This is a genomic window from Flavobacterium faecale (assembly GCF_003076455.1).
GTDB classification, from domain to species: Bacteria; Bacteroidota; Bacteroidia; order Flavobacteriales; family Flavobacteriaceae; genus Flavobacterium; species Flavobacterium faecale.
In genome coordinates this window covers 4240976-4258129 of record NZ_CP020918.1, presented here as the reverse complement: position 1 = coordinate 4258129, position 17154 = coordinate 4240976, and the positions used below count along the sequence as shown (strand labels likewise).

The window sequence follows — 17154 nt, the reverse complement described above, 5'->3', positions numbered from 1 at the left end:
CTAAAAAACACTTATAATTAGATTTAAATATAAGAAAAAAGGAGTAGAAATCCATAGATATCTACTCCTTTTTATGTGTCAATTTATTAGAAAGACTTTTTCAGTGCCCTCGGAAAGCCCGACCCGCTTTTTTTGCGGGGCACGCCCAAACAATTATCATGATTTTGGTCTAGTACAAGATTTTTGAGATTAGGGTATAAAATTGTCACTTTTAATTTTTAAATTGAAACAGGGAATAACATCCGATTTTGGCTGTGTTTCCTGTTTTTTGTATATCAAATGGCCATTTGTACTAGTGGAGACAATATATTTACTGATACACACATTTTTTTTGTAGTGAATATGAATCTTTACAATTCTAAAAAATTAACAAAAGATTACATGATCAAGAAGAAACCATCATTTGTAAAAGCAATATTTTTTTTGTTTGTAATAGGCTTTTCGGTACTAGGTACGAGTCAAACTATAAAGGGAACTACGCTTTATTTTGATACGAGTATAGCTGCTGACGCTACGCCAACGGTTTTGGCGCAATTTATGGCTGCCAAGGAGCGACCTTTTTCAGAGATTAAATTTGAGAAAGGTATTTATCATTTTTATCCGGACAAGGGGTTAGAAATATATGCTCAAATCTCAAATCATAATAATGGGTTGGTTAAGACAGCTTTTCCTATTTTTGGCATGAATAATTTGACTATTGATGGCCAAGGATCTACTTTTATTTTTCATGGAATTATTATTCCGTTTTCTATAGAAAATTCGACAAATATAAAAATTGAAAACCTATCTGTTGATTGGGGAATGTCTTTTCATAGTGAAGGTTTGATTGTGGCAAATGATTTGACCAAGAAAACATTTGACATGCAGATCTCTAAAGAATACCCATATGAGATACGAAATGGTCAATTGATTTTTATCAAAGAATATTATGAACATAATATTGGACAGTCAATTTTGTTTGATCCAAAAACAAAAGGCGTTTTGTATAACACCGAAGCTTTCACGTCGTTAACTACTAGAACTAAAACCAAAATTCAGACTGGAGTTAAAAATATTGAATACAAATATAAAGCTGATCCAAAATCTCCTGAAAATTCTAGAGTAGGGATGGAAGATAAGCTGGTGGTGGAACAACTAAAACCGGGATTGGTACGTGTTTTTGGTCACACTAAAAGAATTCCGGAGGTGGGTAATATTTTAACCATGAAGGGAGAACAGGGTCAAAACCGATTTGCACCTGCCTTTCATGTGGTTGCGAGCAAAGACTTTGTTGCTGAAAATATTGATGTGCATCACGCTTGCGGAATGGGGATTATAGTTGAAAACACAGAAAATATAACGTTGAATAAATTTAATATCACGCCATCAAACGGTAGAATTGTGTCTACTACTGCTGATGCAACACATTTTGTTGGTTGTCGTGGGAAAATTGAGATTAAAAATTGTGTTTTTAATAATCAACTTGACGATGCTGTAAATGTACACGGTACCTATCAAGAGGTAGTTGATCTTTTGGGAGGTAATAGAATTGGAATTAAAGTGGGACATTATCAACAACAAGGTTTTAGTATTGGGGTTCCAAATGATGAAATTGGGTTGGTAAACTTGCACCACTCTTTTTATGAATATGGAAAACTGACTTTGAAATCAATAGAAAAAGTAAATAGTCGCTATCAAATTATTACCTTCAATGAGAAGGTGCCAGCCAATTTGAAGGTAGGCGATTATATTGAAAACCTTTCTGCTTATCCTGAATTATTGGTTCAAAACTGTACTATTGGTAAAAACAGAGCTAGAGGATTATTGCTATCTACACCGAGAAAAATTGTGGTAGAAAACAATACGTTTAGTACTGAAATGGAAGCGATTTTGGTTCCTGTAGAAAGTGGCTATTGGTACGAGTCGGGTAGTGCTCAAGATTTGACTATTCGTAATAATGTTTTTCAAGACTGTAATACTAGTGGTCTAAATCGCGGAATAATTAGGTTTGAAACAGATGACGAAAGTAAAAATGTAGCTTTTAAAAATATTGTGATTGCAGATAATGTGATCAATCAATTTGATAATGCTATTTTGGAGGTCAACAATACAGATGGACTTAAGTTTATTGGGAATACAATTACTAACTCGGGTACGTATAAAATGTTGTTTCCAGAGAATCCAGCTTTTTCGATTAAAACATCCAAGAATATTATTTTCGAAAAAAATAAATACAAAGGAAAGGCAAAAGAAATTTTGAAAGTAGACAGTTCAATTCCAGAACTAAAATTCAAATAATAGCCAGAAAAGTAGACCTAAGCATGAAAACGATAGTAAAAATTTTAACATTGGTTGGATTCTCGCTGGTATCAGTTTTGGGTCACGCACAAAGCAAGACAAAACCCAATGTAATTTATATTTTGGCAGATGATTTGGGATACGGCGATTTGAGTTGCTATGGTCAAAAAAAGTTTGCTACTCCAAATATTGATAAACTAGCGGCTAGAGGAATCAAATTTACCCAGCATTATAGTGGATCTGCAGTGTGCGCGCCATCGCGCTCTACCCTGATTACAGGCTTGCATACAGGACATACGTCTATACGTGGGAATCTCGAAAGAGGTCATGACCTTGAAGGACAAGTAGCAATGGATGGTACCGAAGTTACAATTGCAGACATTTTTAAAAATGCAGGATATGCGACTGGTGCTTTTGGAAAATGGGGATTGGGATTTATAGATTCTGAAGGAGATCCATTGAATCAAGGATTTGATGAGTTTTATGGTTATAATTGTCAAAGGAAAGCACACCGTTATTTCCCTCCATATTTGTGGCATAATAAAGAAAAAATATTCTTGAAAGGAAATGATTATACTGAAAAAGTAACCTATGCGCCGGATGAAATACAGAAAGCTACTTTGGAATTTATTGTGAAAAACAAGAAAAAACCTTTCTTTGCTTATGTGCCATTTGTGTTACCACATGCTGAAATTATTTCGCCAAATGATGCAGTTTATAATGCTTTTAAAGGGAAATATAAAGAGGGTAAACCCTTTGTTTTGCCTAATAATTATCTGTCTGATTACGGACCAAATATGGTAGAATACAAATATGCATCGCAATTGGCACCACATGCCGTTTACGCAACGATGGTGACTAGGCTTGATAATTATGTGGGTGAAATTATGTCAAAATTAGTAGAGCTAGGAATTGCAGATAATACCTTAGTGATCTTTACAAGTGATAACGGTCCAGCGGTAGAAGGTGGTGCAGATCCTGAATTTTTTGACGGGACTGCAGGATTAAGAGGGGTAAAGAGAGATTTGTTTGAAGGTGGAATTCGTGCCCCATTTTTGGCTGTTTGGCCCAACAAAATTAAAGGAGGAACAAGCTCAAACGTGATCTCAGCATTTTGGGATATGAAACCAACTTTTGCAGCGATTGTTGGAGAGAAAAAAATTGGAAAAACAGATGGAATATCCTTATTACCTACCTTATTGGGACAAAAAACACAAAAACTGCATCCTTATATGTACTGGGAATTTCCGCAAACAGGCGGGCGTAAGGCAGTGCGTTTGGGCAATTGGAAAGGTGTAATCTATGATATGACTCAAAAAGAAAATCCAGAATTTCAATTGTATGATTTATCGACGGACCCAGCGGAAACGAAAAATATTGCGAAAGCAAACCCAAAAATAGTAACCCAAATGTTGGACATAATGAAAAAAGAACATACCGATTCGGTTTTGTTTCCATTCAAATAAAAGTTAGAGATTAGTAGTTTGGTTTCTTTAAGACGATCCTGATGGCTTTGGCCTTTAGGGTCGTTTTTGTTTTATAGGATAGAAAGTATTGGAAATTTAAAAATGAGGATGTCTGCAATTAAACTTTCAATCAGTGACAAAAAACACTAATTTTGGTTAAACTGATAAAAATAATACTCTATGTCATTCAAACATCTTTTTAAAGCGCAGCTACAGTGGTTTTCGAACAAAAAAGAAACTACACGATATGTCAAGAATCACACGATTTTTATCGAAGGAAAAGAGATTCTGAATGTTTCGGCAGCCAAAGCTTTTAAAGGTGATCCAAGTTTGTACAATCCAGAAGATTTATTGTTGAGTAGCGTGGTCTCCTGTCATATGATGTCGTATTTGTATGTGTGTGCACAGCACCAAATTGAAGTCATATCCTATTCTGATGCGGCCGAAGCAACGCTTGAAGTATTAGAAAATGGATCAGGACGCTTTGTTGAGGTACGATTATTTCCGCAGGTTGTTATTCGAAATAAGGAGCAAATAGCGTTGGCAAATGAGTTGCATACCAAAGCAAATGAATTGTGTTTTATTGCCAATTCGTGCAATTTTAAGATAGTGCATGAAGGCAGTTGTGAAGTAGAATAGTGGCAATTTAAAATAGGTTATTGCAGTCTCTTTGTGGTTTCTCTTTCGATCAAACTCGTTTTTATAATTTTAGTAGAAAATTCCAAATCAGTTTTGCTTTCTAGTCGGTTTACGAGCATAAGCGTTGCGGTTTCTCCAATAAATTTGCCGTGTTGACTGATAGTGGTAATGGTTGGACTCACGTGTTGTGGCAGTTTACCGTTGGTAAAACAAATCATCGACATTTGGTCTGGAATGCTGTATTTCATAGCCTTAATCAGTTCTAAACAAACAATGGCAGAACTTTCTTCGAGGCAAAGTAAGCCATCGATTGTCTTATCAGCCAGTACAATTTTCATGGCCGTCTCTAGATCTTCATTTTTAGATAGGCGTACTATGATTTTTTCGTTAACAGTCATCCCATGATCTGTGAGAGCTTTTTTGTAGCCTTCGACCCTAAGTTTTCCCACACTTAAATTATCAATAATCGAAACTATGGCAATTTTTTTGCAACCTGTTTTTATTAGGTGATCTGTGGCATGGCGAGCGCCTTCAAGATCATTGACGATGACTTTATCACTTTCGATTTCGTCCGTGACTCTGTCAAAAAGGACAATCGGAATTCCTTCACTAATAGCCTCATTAAAATGATTGAAGTTTTTGTTGATCTGCGTTTCCTCTGCAATCGAAACCAAGAAACCATCGATAGTACCACTTTTTAATAATTCGATGGTGGTGACTTCTTTTTCATACGACTCATTGGAGATGCACGAAATCAGGTTGTAACCAAGAGCAGATGCTTTTTCTTCGATACCCACAAATACCTCAGTAAAAAAACTATTCATGATATTGGGAATAATCACGCCCAATGTTTTTGTTTTTTTATTCAATAAACTCAACGCTATTTTGTTTGGTTTATAGTGGTGCTTTAAGGCAAAAGCTTGAATTTTTTCTTTCGTCTTTACGCCTATATCGTGACTGTCATTCAATGCCTTTGATACCGTAGCGATCGACACATTGAACTCTGCAGCAATTTTTTTAAGGGTCATTTTAGAAGTCATTTCTACGGCTTTACGAAGGTGATTGTTGGCTAATTTAACTAAAATTCTGCCGATGCTGTGGAGTTTCGGCTATTTTTTGCAAAGATAACTTCTTTTAATTGGTATCGAAAATAAAGTAGAATAGCCAGTTGGATTTTTTTATTCGAATAGTAATCAAAGTGATACTACCATAAAAATTGGAAATAAAGCGGCGAGATTCCTTTGTGCCTATAGCGCTCACAATAAAGTTACTTAAACCTTTACGTAAAAAGTTAAGTGGTGCTTTTTAGGTCTTAATAAGGGTTTAGTGTATTGGTATTCAATGTTTTATGATTTTTATGATCGTGATGCTTTTTAGGCTCTTTTTCGAATAGTCAAAATGAGAAAACACTATTTTTAATCTGATTTATTAACGAATACTATATTTTTACATGGATAAATATTGGAATTGAATAATTTAATAACAAATTATATGTATTACATAGGATTTGACATAGGAAGCTCATCAGTAAAGGCTGCTATTGTCGAAATTGCGACTGGAAAAAGTATTGGAGTAGTCCAAGAACCAGAAACGGAAATGGAGATGCTAGCGCTAAAAAATGGCTGGGCAGAACAAAAACCAGAAGACTGGTGGTTGCACTGTTGTAATGCTGTTGCTAAACTAAAAAAGAAATACGCTATCTCGAGAACACAAATCAAAGGAATTGGTATTTCGTACCAAATGCACGGTTTGGTTTTGGTAGATAAAAGTGGTAATCCGCTTCGTAAATCGATTATTTGGTGTGATAGTAGAGCAGTAGCTTTAGGTCAAGAAGCTTTTACAGCTATTGGAGAAGATAAATGTGCTGCTAACTTACTTAATTCTCCGGCCAATTTTACAGCCTCAAAATTGAAGTGGGTCAAAGAAAACGAACCTGAAATTTACAAACAAGTCTATAAATTCATGCTTCCGGGCGATTATATCGCTTACAAGCTTTCAAACGTAATCAATACTACAATTTCAGGACTGTCTGAAGGTATTTTTTGGGATTTCAAAAAAGATACTGTAGCCGATTTTCTTTTAGAATATTACGGCATTGATGCGTCTTTGGTGCCAGATATCGTGGATACGTTTGGATTACAATCGACAGTGGACGAAAAAGGGGAACTAGAAAGCGGACTAGCTGCTGGAACGCCAATTTTTTACAGAGCAGGTGATCAACCTAATAATGCATTGGCACTAAATGTTTTTAATCCTGGTGAAGTAGCTGCAACGGGTGGTACATCTGGAGTAGTGTACGCGGTGACAGATAGTTTGTCAAGTAAAGAGAGCTCACGAATCAACAATTTTGGCCATGTGAATTACAAAAAAGGAGCAGAACCAAGAATTGGAAAATTATTGTGTATCAATGGCGCTGGAATTCAGTACCGTTGGTTGCTAAACAATTTGGCAGTGAGTTCGTATGAAGAGATGAATAATCTAGCTTCAGAAGTTCCCGTGGGTTCTGATGGAGTTTGTATCCTGCCTTTTGGAAATGGTGCGGAAAGAATGTTGAATAATAAAGATGTGGGTACTCGATTGGTCAATGTCAATTTGAACAACCACAATAAAGCCCATTTGTGTAGAGCTGCACTTGAGGGCATTGCCTTCTCGTTTGTATACGGAATGGATATTTTGAAAGGTGATGGCGTTGCTGTAAATGTAATGAGAGCAGGAAACGACAATTTGTTTCGTTCTGAAATTTTTTCGAATACTGTAGCTACGCTTATCGGTCACGAAATCGAAATTTATAACACTACAGGAGCAATTGGAGCAGCAAGGGCTTCAGGATTACACGAAGGAAATTTTGAACAATATGGCAAACTGGTAATGGAAAATGACCACGTGATGACCTATATGCCGTTTAAGGACAAAGCGCCTTACTTGGCTGCATACGAACTTTGGAAAAAAGAATTAGAATTAATAATCAATAAATAAAATATAACATGGCAACTTTAGGAAATAAAGAATACTTCAAAGGAATTGGAGATATTAAATTTGAAGGAAAAGAATCTGACAACCCGTTAGCATTCAAATACTACAACCCAGACCAAGTAGTAGCTGGAAAAACAATGCGTGATCACTTTAAGTTTTCTATCGCATATTGGCACACATTCTGTGGGCAAGGTTCAGATCCTTTTGGACCTGGAACACAAAATTTCCCTTGGGACCAACCTACAGATGCGCTTACTGCTGCAAAAGAAAAAGCAGATGCTGCATTTGAATTTACTACAAAAATGGGATTTGGTTACTACTGTTTCCATGATTACGATTTGATTCAAGAGGGTGCTACTTTTGGAGAATCAGAAAGTAGATTGGCAGCAATCACTGAGTATTTAAAAGAAAAACAAGCAGCTTCAGGAGTAAAATTACTTTGGGGTACTGCAAATGCTTTTTCAAACCCACGTTACATGAATGGTGCGGCTACTAATCCTGACTTTAATGTTTTGGCTAGAGCTGGTGGTCAAGTAAAATTGGCTTTGGATGCTACAATTGCTTTAGGTGGTGAAAACTACGTATTCTGGGGTGGACGTGAAGGATATATGTCTTTACTAAATACGGATATGGGTAGAGAATTGGATCATATGGGACAATTTTTAAGAACTGCTCGTGATTATGCACGTGCACAAGGTTTTAAAGGAAATTTCTTGATTGAACCAAAACCTATGGAACCAATGAAGCATCAGTACGATTTTGATAGCGCTACAGCAATCGGATTTTTACGCGCACAAGGTTTAGATAAAGATTTCAAAATCAATATCGAAGTAAACCACGCAACATTGGCACAACATACTTTTCAACACGAAATTGATGTTGCTGCTCAAGCAGGAATGTTAGGAAGTTTGGATGCTAACCGTGGTGATTACCAAAACGGATGGGATACTGACCAATTTCCAAATAACATTCAAGAAACTACAGAAGCGATGTTGGTCTTCTTAAAAGCAGGTGGTCTTCAAGGTGGTGGAGTTAATTTTGATGCAAAAATCAGAAGAAACTCAACGGATATGGAAGATGCTTTTCACGCACACATTGGTGGAGCAGATACGTTTGCAAGAGCATTATTGACTGCTGACAAAATTATCACATCATCAGCTTATGATAAATTAAGAGCAGACCGTTACAGTTCATTCGATGCTGGAAACGGAAAAGCTTTTGAAGATGGAAAATTATCTATGCAAGATTTATACAAAATTGCACATGAAAATGGTGAGCTTAACTTACAAAGTGGTAAACAAGAATTGTTTGAAAACATTATCAACCAATACATTTAGTCTTTACACTATTTTTTGACTTAAGGAGTAGTAGTAAGAGCATGTATTCTTGATGCTTTTGCTACTACTTTTTTTTTATACAATTTGAACAAACAACAATAATAAACTAAAACAAACTAATATGAAATTTTTTATTGACACAGCAAATTTAGCCGAAATAGCAGAAGCACAAGCCTTAGGAGTATTAGACGGAGTGACTACAAACCCATCGTTAATGGCAAAAGAAGGTATCACAGGTGCAGATAATATATTGAAGCACTATGTGAAAATTTGTGAAATTGTTGACGGAGACGTTTCTGCTGAAGTTATTGCAACAGATTATGAGGGAATGATTAGCCAAGGAGGAGAATTGGCTGCTTTACACCCACAGATCGTGGTTAAATTACCTATGATTGCTGCAGGAATTAAAGCATGTAAATATTTCTCTGATAAAGGAATTAGAACGAATGTAACTCTTGTATTTTCGGTAGGTCAAGCATTATTAGCAGCTAAAGCAGGTGCTACTTATGTATCGCCTTTCTTAGGAAGATTAGATGATATTTGTACCGATGGAATGGGCTTAATTGCCGAAATCAGACAAGTATATGATAATTACGATTTTGGAACGCAAATTCTATCTGCTTCTGTTCGTAATACAATGCATGTAATCAACTGTGCTAAAGTTGGTTCAGATGTAATGACAGGTCCATTATCTTCAATCACAGGATTGTTAAAACACCCATTGACAGATAGCGGATTAGCACAATTTTTAGCCGATTACCAAAAAGGAAACTAATTATGGAAATTTCACAATTACAAGATAATGTATCTCAAACCAGAAGAGATATTTTAAGAATGGTACACAAAGTAAACTCGGGACATCCTGGGGCTTCTTTGGGTTGTACGGAGTTTTTAGTAGCATTGTATAATGAACTAATGGAATTGAAACCAGAATTTGAAATGGTAGGTCAAGATGAAGACTTATTCTTTCTATCTAATGGTCATATCTCACCAGTTTTTTATAGTGTTCTAGCACGACGTGGTTATTTTCCTGTTTCGGAATTAAGTACTTTTAGATTATTAAATTCAAGATTGCAAGGGCACCCAACGACTCACGATGGTTTGCCTGGTGTACGTATTGCTTCAGGATCTTTGGGTCAAGGATTGTCTGTGGGGATTGGTGCAGCACAAGCAAAAAAACTAAATAAAGACACTAATTTAGTCTATACACTTCACGGTGACGGAGAATTGCAAGAAGGCCAAAACTGGGAAGCTATCATGTATGCTTCTGCAAAAAAAGTGGATAATCTTATTGCTACAATCGACTTTAACGGGCAACAAATCGACGGTTCTACAGACACTGTTTTGTGCATGGGAAGTTTGAAAGATAAATTTATTGCTTTTGATTGGGATGTGATCGAAATCAAAGAAGGTAATAATATCGAAGCGGTAATCGCTGGGATGAAAGAAGCCAAATCTAGAACTGGAAAAGGAAAACCAGTTTGTGTTTTGTTGCATACAATGATGGGGAATGGTGTTGATTTTATGATGCATACACACGCATGGCATGGAAAAGCACCTAGTGATGAGCAATTAGCAAACGCATTAGGACAAAACCCAGAAACTTTGGGGGATTATTAATCCCAACCTAGACTTTCGCCGCGGCGAAGAGGGACAGCTACAGAATTTAACAAATAAAATATAAAACCCTATTTACCCCAATAGGGACTCCCCTCCTTCGGAGGGGTTGGGGGAGGAAACAATGAAAAAATATACATTTACCGAACAAAAAGACACGCGCTCTGGTTTTGGAGCAGGTCTTGCCGAATTAGGAAGAACGAATCCTAATGTTGTTGCACTTTGTGCGGATCTTATTGGTTCGCTTAAAATGGAAAAATTTATTGAAGAAAACCCAGAACGTTTTTTTCAAATTGGTATTGCCGAAGCAAATATGATTTGTATTGCAGCAGGACTTTCTATAGGTGGCAAGATTCCGTTTACAGGAACATTCGCTAACTTTTCAACAGGAAGAGTGTACGATCAAATTCGTCAATCTGTTGCGTATTCTGATAAAAATGTAAAAATTTGTGCTTCTCACGCAGGATTAACTTTGGGTGAAGATGGGGCAACGCATCAGATATTAGAAGATATCGGAATGATGAAAATGTTACCAGGTATGACTGTTATTAATACCTGTGATTACAACCAAACAGAAGCAGCTACTATTGCAATTGCAGAACACCACGGACCTGTATACTTACGTTTTGGACGTCCAGTGGTGCCAATATTTATGCCTAAATATACCGATGTTGCAAACGAAAATAAATTTGTAATTGGAAAAGCTATTCAATTAACTGAAGGTACAGATGTAACTATTGTTGCAACAGGACATTTGGTTTGGGAAGCTTTACAAGCATCTGAGCAATTAGACGCTATGGGTATTAGTGCCGAAGTAATTAACATTCATACTATTAAGCCTTTAGACGACGAAGCGATTTTAAAATCGGTTGCCAAAACAGGCTGTATTGTAACTTGTGAAGAGCACAATTATTTAGGTGGTTTAGGTGAAAGTGTTGCGGGATTATTATCCTTAAATACACCTACACCACAAGAGTATGTGGCTACCAAAGACACTTTTGGTGAAAGCGGAACTCCAGCACAATTAATGGCTAAATATGGTTTGAATAGTGAAGCTATTGTAACAGCCGTTCAAAAAGTGATGAGTCGTAAATAAATTGCTGTTGACTATCATCAGTGATTCTGGTGAAGTCTGGCATCAATAGCCGTTGACTTTAGTTAACGGTTCTTATTAAATTGCAATAGGGCTTTAGCCAAAACATTTATGTTCCTTTGGCTAAATCCTTACACATTTCAACTTTTAAAAATTGTCAAGATGAGCGAAAATAAAATCAAATGGGGAATTATAGGTTTGGGGAATATTGCTGAGCAATTTGCGCGTGATTTAGCTTTGGTTGAAAATGCACAGTTGTATGCTGTAGCGTCTCGATCACTAGAAAAAGCGACCGAATTTGGTACTACATTTAGTGCTGTAAAAAGCTACGGAGATTACGATTCGCTCATTAACGATGATCAAGTTGATATTATTTATATTGCTACGCCACATGATTCGCATGCTAGTTTGAGCATACAGGCACTAAATGCAAAAAAGCATGTGCTTTGCGAAAAGCCAATTGCAATCAACTTTGTACAAGCTTCGGAAATGATTGCAGCTGCTAGAAAAAACAATCGTTTTTTTATGGAGGCCTTCTGGACCCGATTCAATCCTACTTTTACAGCTGTTTTATCAAAAATAAGAGCGGGTGAATTAGGGAAAATACAATATATAAATGCTGATTTTGGCTTTATAATGAACAATGGTCAAAACCGCCTAGAAGATGTGAATCTGGGCGGTGGATCATTATTAGACATGGGTGTTTATCCCTTGTTTTTATCCTATATGATTTTGGGAAAACCCGAAAACACTGCGGCATCTTCACTCTTTTACGAAGGCGGAGCCGACAAACAAACCACCATGCTTTTGAATTATCCAACAGCGCAAGCGGTTTTACATAGTAGTTTTATAGCTAGAACCAACATGCATGCTACGATAAGCGGTGAGAAAGGGCGTATTGTAATTGATCCTCTTTGGCATGAAGCTCAGAGTTTTTCGCTGTTTCAAGATGAGGTAGAAACGAAGTTTGATTTACCTACAAAAGGAAAAGGTTTTACCTATGAAATCGAAGAATGTCATAAATGTATCGCTGCCAATAAAATTGAAAGCGAAATGTGGTCACATCAAAATAGTTTGGACTTAATCACTATCGCAGACCACGTGCGCAAAGAGGCGGGAATTATTTATCCGGTAGATAATATATAGACGCTTTATTTAAGTTTTTTTTCGAAATAAAGGAAGAATCCGATAAACGGTCTCGTTTTATTTGAATAGATAAGAAATGAGTTCGAATAAATCAGGAAATAGTAGGTGATGTTTTAAAATAGTATTTGTTATTGCTTAAAGTTGAGAGGTTTATTTTGGATTCATCTTTCAATAAGGAGCCTAGACATGCTTTTTTTTATGAAGTTAAAATTTAGTTAAAAATTGTTGAGATATTTATCGTAAATTAGAAGCTGTGAGTTACTGTTTGACTTGATTCATCATCAGTTAATATGTCGATTATAAAGGATAATATCACTTTCGAATAAAATAAAATACAACCTAGCTTGAAAATAATTAAAACGATGAATTTCTTTAAATTAATGCTTTCAGTACTGCTGATAAGTTTAATTTCTACTGCTGCATTTTCTCAAAAAATGTATGAGGGCTATCAATTTATAAATATCAATGAAGGAATATCGAAAAGGGGTGTTTCTTGCATTACCCAAGATCAATATGGCTACATATGGATTGGGACTTATGGTGCTGGTTTGTACAAATATGACGGAATAAGTTATACTGTTTTTGAAAATGACTGGCAAAAAGAAAGTTCAATCATAAGTAACATTATCTATTGTACTTACGTCGATGCAAACAATAAATTATGGATAGGTACAGACCAAGGAATTTGCTTTTACAATAGAGAAATTAATAAATTTGAAACTCTTGACCTGAAGATAACTCATTCTAAAGGAGCGAAAGTTGATGTTGCTGTCAAAAGTATTATCCAAGATAATTTTGGTAATTTGATAATTGGTACCTACGGGAGAGGTATTTTTAAATTCAATTTAAAGACCGCAAAAGTTACTTTTTTAAAGTCGGAAGTGGCTACTTACACAAATTATCAAATCAATTGTTTGACCAAGAGTAAAGACGGTACCATTTATATTGGAACTAGTTATGGCTTAAAGTCTTTACAAGCAGGGGCAACAGTTGCAAAAAAAGTACGAGATAAGGCCGGAAAAATTATTTTTAATCAATATATCGAATCAATTGTTCTTGATCGAAAGCAAAATATATGGTTGGGAACATTCTACGACGGATTGGTAAAAGTAAGCAAAGATGCAGGAGGTTTTTCTCAAAAGTCATTTCCAATCACCAAGAAGAGAGTGATGGCGCTACTGCAAGGAGAAGGCAATTCCATTTTGTGCGCAACAGAAAATGATGGGTTGTTTCTAGTTGATGAGCAAGGCGCAATTCTTAAAAAATACATCAATAATAAAGCAGAGAATAATAGTTTAAAATCAAATTCGGTTTGGTCTTTATTTGCCGATAAAGAAAATAGAGTATGGTTGGGTTACTACAATCAAGGAGTTGATGTTTTTGATAAATTATACAGTAAGTTTAATGCTATAGGTAGCAATCTTTATAATAAAGAAAATGCGCTTCAAACAAAATCTGTAACAGGAATAGCAAAGGACAAAGCAGGTAAATTGTGGATTAGTCTCGAAGGTGGTGGCGTTGATTATTATGATCCGATTACGAGTGCTAATAAGCATGTCAATAGTAAAAACACTTCCTTTTTATCGGGTTTAAAAAGTGATGATATTCAAACTGTTTTTGTCGATACCAAAGAAAATGTTTGGTTAGGAAGCTGGGATGGAGGGATTTATTTTCTAAAAAAAGGCGCTTCTAGTTTTGTCAACTTTAATACAAACAATACTAGTGGCATCGCGTCAAACAGGATGCTTAGCTTCTCTGAAGATTCGAATGGAATCATCTGGATTGGTACCTATCTGAGGGGACTTCACTATTATGTTCCGTCCGAAAATAAATTCTACCATTGTGACTCAAAACCATTTTCGGTAAATGGTTTGATTAATGGCGATGTTAGAAAAGTATTGGTTGATTCGAATAATAGAATTTGGGTGGGGTCTACATTAGGATTATTTCTTGTTACACATGACAATAATTTTAAGTTTACGGTCGTAGCCTTGAAAAACCAAATGATGAAGGACAAAAAAATGCAAAAAAACCAATCGGTTTTGTCGTTGTATGAGTCTCGAAACAAACAAATTTGGATAGGAACGGATGGAGCAGGTCTTTTTAGCTACACACCCAAGGGTAATACGTTTGATTTTTACTATAATTTTGAAGGCTTGGTCGAAAAATCAGTTGCAGCAATTATTGAAGATCAAGAGGGTGCTATTTGGATCAGTGGTAAAGCGGGAATTACCAAAGTAGATTTGAAGAAAAAATCAGCGGTTAATTTCACCAAAGACGACGGCCTGTTGGATAACGATTTTAATAACAATTCCGTTTTAAAAGTCCAAAATGGTGATTTGTATTTTGGTAGTTATGAAGGAATCAATTATTTCAATCCAAAACAAATTTTAAAAAGTACCAAGCAACCCTTATTGTACTTTAGTGATTTAAAGCTGTTTAATAAGTCAGTAAGTCCCAATGATGCAGATTCGCCACTTACAAAAGTGATTTCAGAGACGGATCACCTAGTTTTAACGCACGATCAATCTGTTTTTACATTAGAATATGTGGGACTAAATTATTCGCATCCGGGTAAAAACGAATATGCCTATTATTTAGAAGGATTCGAAAAAGAATGGAATTTTGTAGGCGGAAAAAGAGCTGCTACCTATACTAACTTACCTCCAGGTGATTATGTTTTTAATGTAAAAGCAGCCAAAAGAGGCGGAGTATGGAGTGATAAACCTTTACAATTACACATTGAAGTGTTGCCACCATTCTGGCGCACAAATTTTGCTTATTTCTTATATATCTTGGCATTTGTTTTAGTTTCGATTTACATGAAGAAATACCTGCAAAGACGTTTTGAGGAAAAACAAGCTATTCAATTCGAAAGAGATAAGGCCGTTCAGATCGAAAAACTAAATGCAAAGAAATTGCAGTTCTTTACCAATATTTCGCATGAGTTTAGAACACCACTGACTCTAATTATCAATCCGCTAGAAGATATTTTAAAAAATAAAAGCTTTGGTTTACCTGCTGAAGTGTTGAATAAATTGTTTGTTATTCACAAAAGTTCAGATCGATTGTCTCGATTGATCAATGAGTTAATGGATTTTAATAAACTACAGTTTAATAAAATGGCCTTGCATGTACAGCAAGTAGAGGTAGTGAGTTTTACCAAAAACATTGTGAGTTATTTTGAAGAAGAAGCTGCGAGTCGCGCTATTGATTTACAATTTGAATCTACTGTAGAATCGCTGCAGGACTGGTTAGACCCTAAGATGTTCGAAAAAATTATTTTTAATATTATTTCAAATGCCTTCAAAGTAACGGCTGATAACGGAAAAATAAAGATCAGTATTAATGCTTCGCAAAAAAAGATGTTTTTACCGCTGGCAAGTAATTTAGGCAAAGTTGAGACATTTGAAATAGCCATAGAAGATACGGGTGCAGGATTGAACAAGAAAGAAATCAAACGTATTTTTGATCGTTTTTACCAAGTCAACAATCTTAATAAAACCTACTACGGTAGTACAGGAATTGGACTCGAAGTGGTACGCGGTTTTGTCGAATTGCACAAAGGTAAGATTGAAGTTGATAGCACATTAGGAGTAGGTACCACATTTACAGTAGTGTTTCCGTTGGGGAATGAATATTTTACCGAAGCCGAAATTCTAGACGAGGAACATCAAGTAGTGTTGAGGGAATCCATCAAAAAAGGAGTGGTTGATGACAACGAGGAGAGTAGCGTAGGAGATATTGCAATTGAAATTACACACACGATTTTAATTGTTGAAGACAATACTGAATTACGAAATTACTTGAAAGACGAATTAAAGAAAAGTTATAAGGTAATTGTTGCCGAAAATGGTCAAAAAGGGGTAGAGTTGGCCAAACAAAAATTGCCCGACTTGATCTTGACTGATGTAATCATGCCCGTAATGAATGGTCTTGAATTGTGTAAAGCAGTCAAAGCAGATATAAAAACAAGTCATATTCCGTTATTGATGCTTTCGGCCAAAGCCTTGGTTCAAGACAAATTAGAAGGAATTGATTCGGGTGCAGATATGTACATGAGCAAACCTTTTGATATGGATATATTAAAATCCAGTTTAGGACAATTGATCAATAGTAGACAAATCATGTTTGACAAATTCTACAAAGGAATTAGTAAAAATGCAAAAGAAAAAACGACTACCCTTGATAATGAATTTATACAAAAAGCGCTCAGTTACATTCATGAAAATATCAGTGAGTCCGATTTGAGTGTTGAGGTTTTAGCATCTAATGTATTTTTGAGCCGTAGTCAATTGTATCGAAAAATTAAAAGTTTAACGGGAGTTACTGTGAATGAATTTATCCGAAATGTTCGTTTGGAGAAATCGCAAGAATTAATACAATTGGGAAATAGTAGTATTAACGAAATAAGCTATCAGGTTGGGTTTACTTCGGCTTCCTATTTCACAAAATGTTACAAAGCAAAATACGGACATCTACCCACACAGCTGGATAAAAATAAACCTAATTTAGAATAAAAATATAACTAATTATTACAAAAAAGAGCGCTACTGGAGCTCTTTTTTTATGCCTTTTATTTAGGAATTGATCTTAAAAATACGTT

General features: G+C 35.7%; 11 protein-coding genes. 10 read left to right on the top strand and 1 reads right to left on the bottom strand.

Annotated elements, in window-relative coordinates:
• The first annotated feature begins 381 nt into the window (after positions 1-381).
• The 3 genes from FFWV33_RS17840 (at position 382) to FFWV33_RS17830 (ending at position 4382) form a co-directional block, all read left to right on the top strand.
• Entirely contained in the window at positions 382-2277 is a 1896-nt protein-coding gene (locus tag FFWV33_RS17840) for a right-handed parallel beta-helix repeat-containing protein (protein ID WP_108742607.1), read from the top strand.
• 23 nt (positions 2278-2300) lie between these two features.
• Positions 2301-3743 carry an arylsulfatase gene (locus tag FFWV33_RS17835; protein ID WP_108742150.1) on the top strand — a complete coding sequence of 481 codons (1443 nt, stop codon included), beginning with the start codon at positions 2301-2303 and terminating at the stop codon, positions 3741-3743.
• Positions 3744-3923: 180 nt separating this feature from the next.
• Positions 3924-4382: an OsmC family protein gene (locus tag FFWV33_RS17830; RefSeq protein ID WP_108742149.1), complete on the top strand. Its 459-nt coding sequence runs from the start codon at positions 3924-3926 to the stop codon at positions 4380-4382.
• A 17-nt stretch (positions 4383-4399) separates the two neighbouring features.
• Here the strand turns inward: FFWV33_RS17830 and FFWV33_RS17825 are convergent, their stop codons facing one another.
• Positions 4400-5410: a LacI family DNA-binding transcriptional regulator gene (locus tag FFWV33_RS17825; protein ID WP_245891574.1), complete on the bottom strand. Its 1011-nt coding sequence runs from the start codon at positions 5408-5410 to the stop codon at positions 4400-4402.
• A 463-nt stretch (positions 5411-5873) separates the two neighbouring features.
• Here FFWV33_RS17825 and FFWV33_RS17820 point away from each other — a divergent pair, with 463 nt between their 5' ends.
• The 7 genes from FFWV33_RS17820 to FFWV33_RS17790 all read left to right on the top strand — a co-directional run bounded on the left by FFWV33_RS17820 (position 5874) and on the right by FFWV33_RS17790 (position 17068).
• Positions 5874-7358 carry a xylulokinase gene (locus tag FFWV33_RS17820; RefSeq protein WP_108742147.1) on the top strand — a complete coding sequence of 495 codons (1485 nt, stop codon included), beginning with the start codon at positions 5874-5876 and terminating at the stop codon, positions 7356-7358.
• An 8-nt stretch (positions 7359-7366) separates the two neighbouring features.
• The gene (gene xylA, locus FFWV33_RS17815) at positions 7367-8692 is read left to right on the top strand and encodes a xylose isomerase (RefSeq protein ID WP_108742146.1); all 1326 of its coding nucleotides are present in this window, start codon (positions 7367-7369) and stop codon (positions 8690-8692) included.
• Between the two features lie 121 nt (positions 8693-8813).
• Positions 8814-9467, top strand: a complete 654-nt coding sequence (gene fsa, locus FFWV33_RS17810; RefSeq protein WP_108742145.1) for a fructose-6-phosphate aldolase — start codon at positions 8814-8816, stop codon at positions 9465-9467.
• Positions 9468-9469: 2 nt separating this feature from the next.
• Complete coding sequence (locus FFWV33_RS17805) at positions 9470-10312, top strand: transketolase (RefSeq protein WP_108742144.1); 843 nt, start codon at positions 9470-9472, stop codon at positions 10310-10312.
• Between the two features lie 121 nt (positions 10313-10433).
• The gene (locus FFWV33_RS17800; protein ID WP_108742143.1) at positions 10434-11405 is read left to right on the top strand and encodes a transketolase family protein; all 972 of its coding nucleotides are present in this window, start codon (positions 10434-10436) and stop codon (positions 11403-11405) included.
• 159 nt (positions 11406-11564) lie between these two features.
• On the top strand, positions 11565-12548 hold the full coding sequence (locus FFWV33_RS17795) for a Gfo/Idh/MocA family protein (RefSeq protein ID WP_108742606.1): 984 nt from the start codon (positions 11565-11567) through the stop codon (positions 12546-12548).
• Positions 12549-12910: 362 nt separating this feature from the next.
• The gene (locus tag FFWV33_RS17790) at positions 12911-17068 is read left to right on the top strand and encodes a two-component regulator propeller domain-containing protein (protein WP_245891573.1); all 4158 of its coding nucleotides are present in this window, start codon (positions 12911-12913) and stop codon (positions 17066-17068) included.
• Positions 17069-17154: the final 86 nt, after the last annotated feature.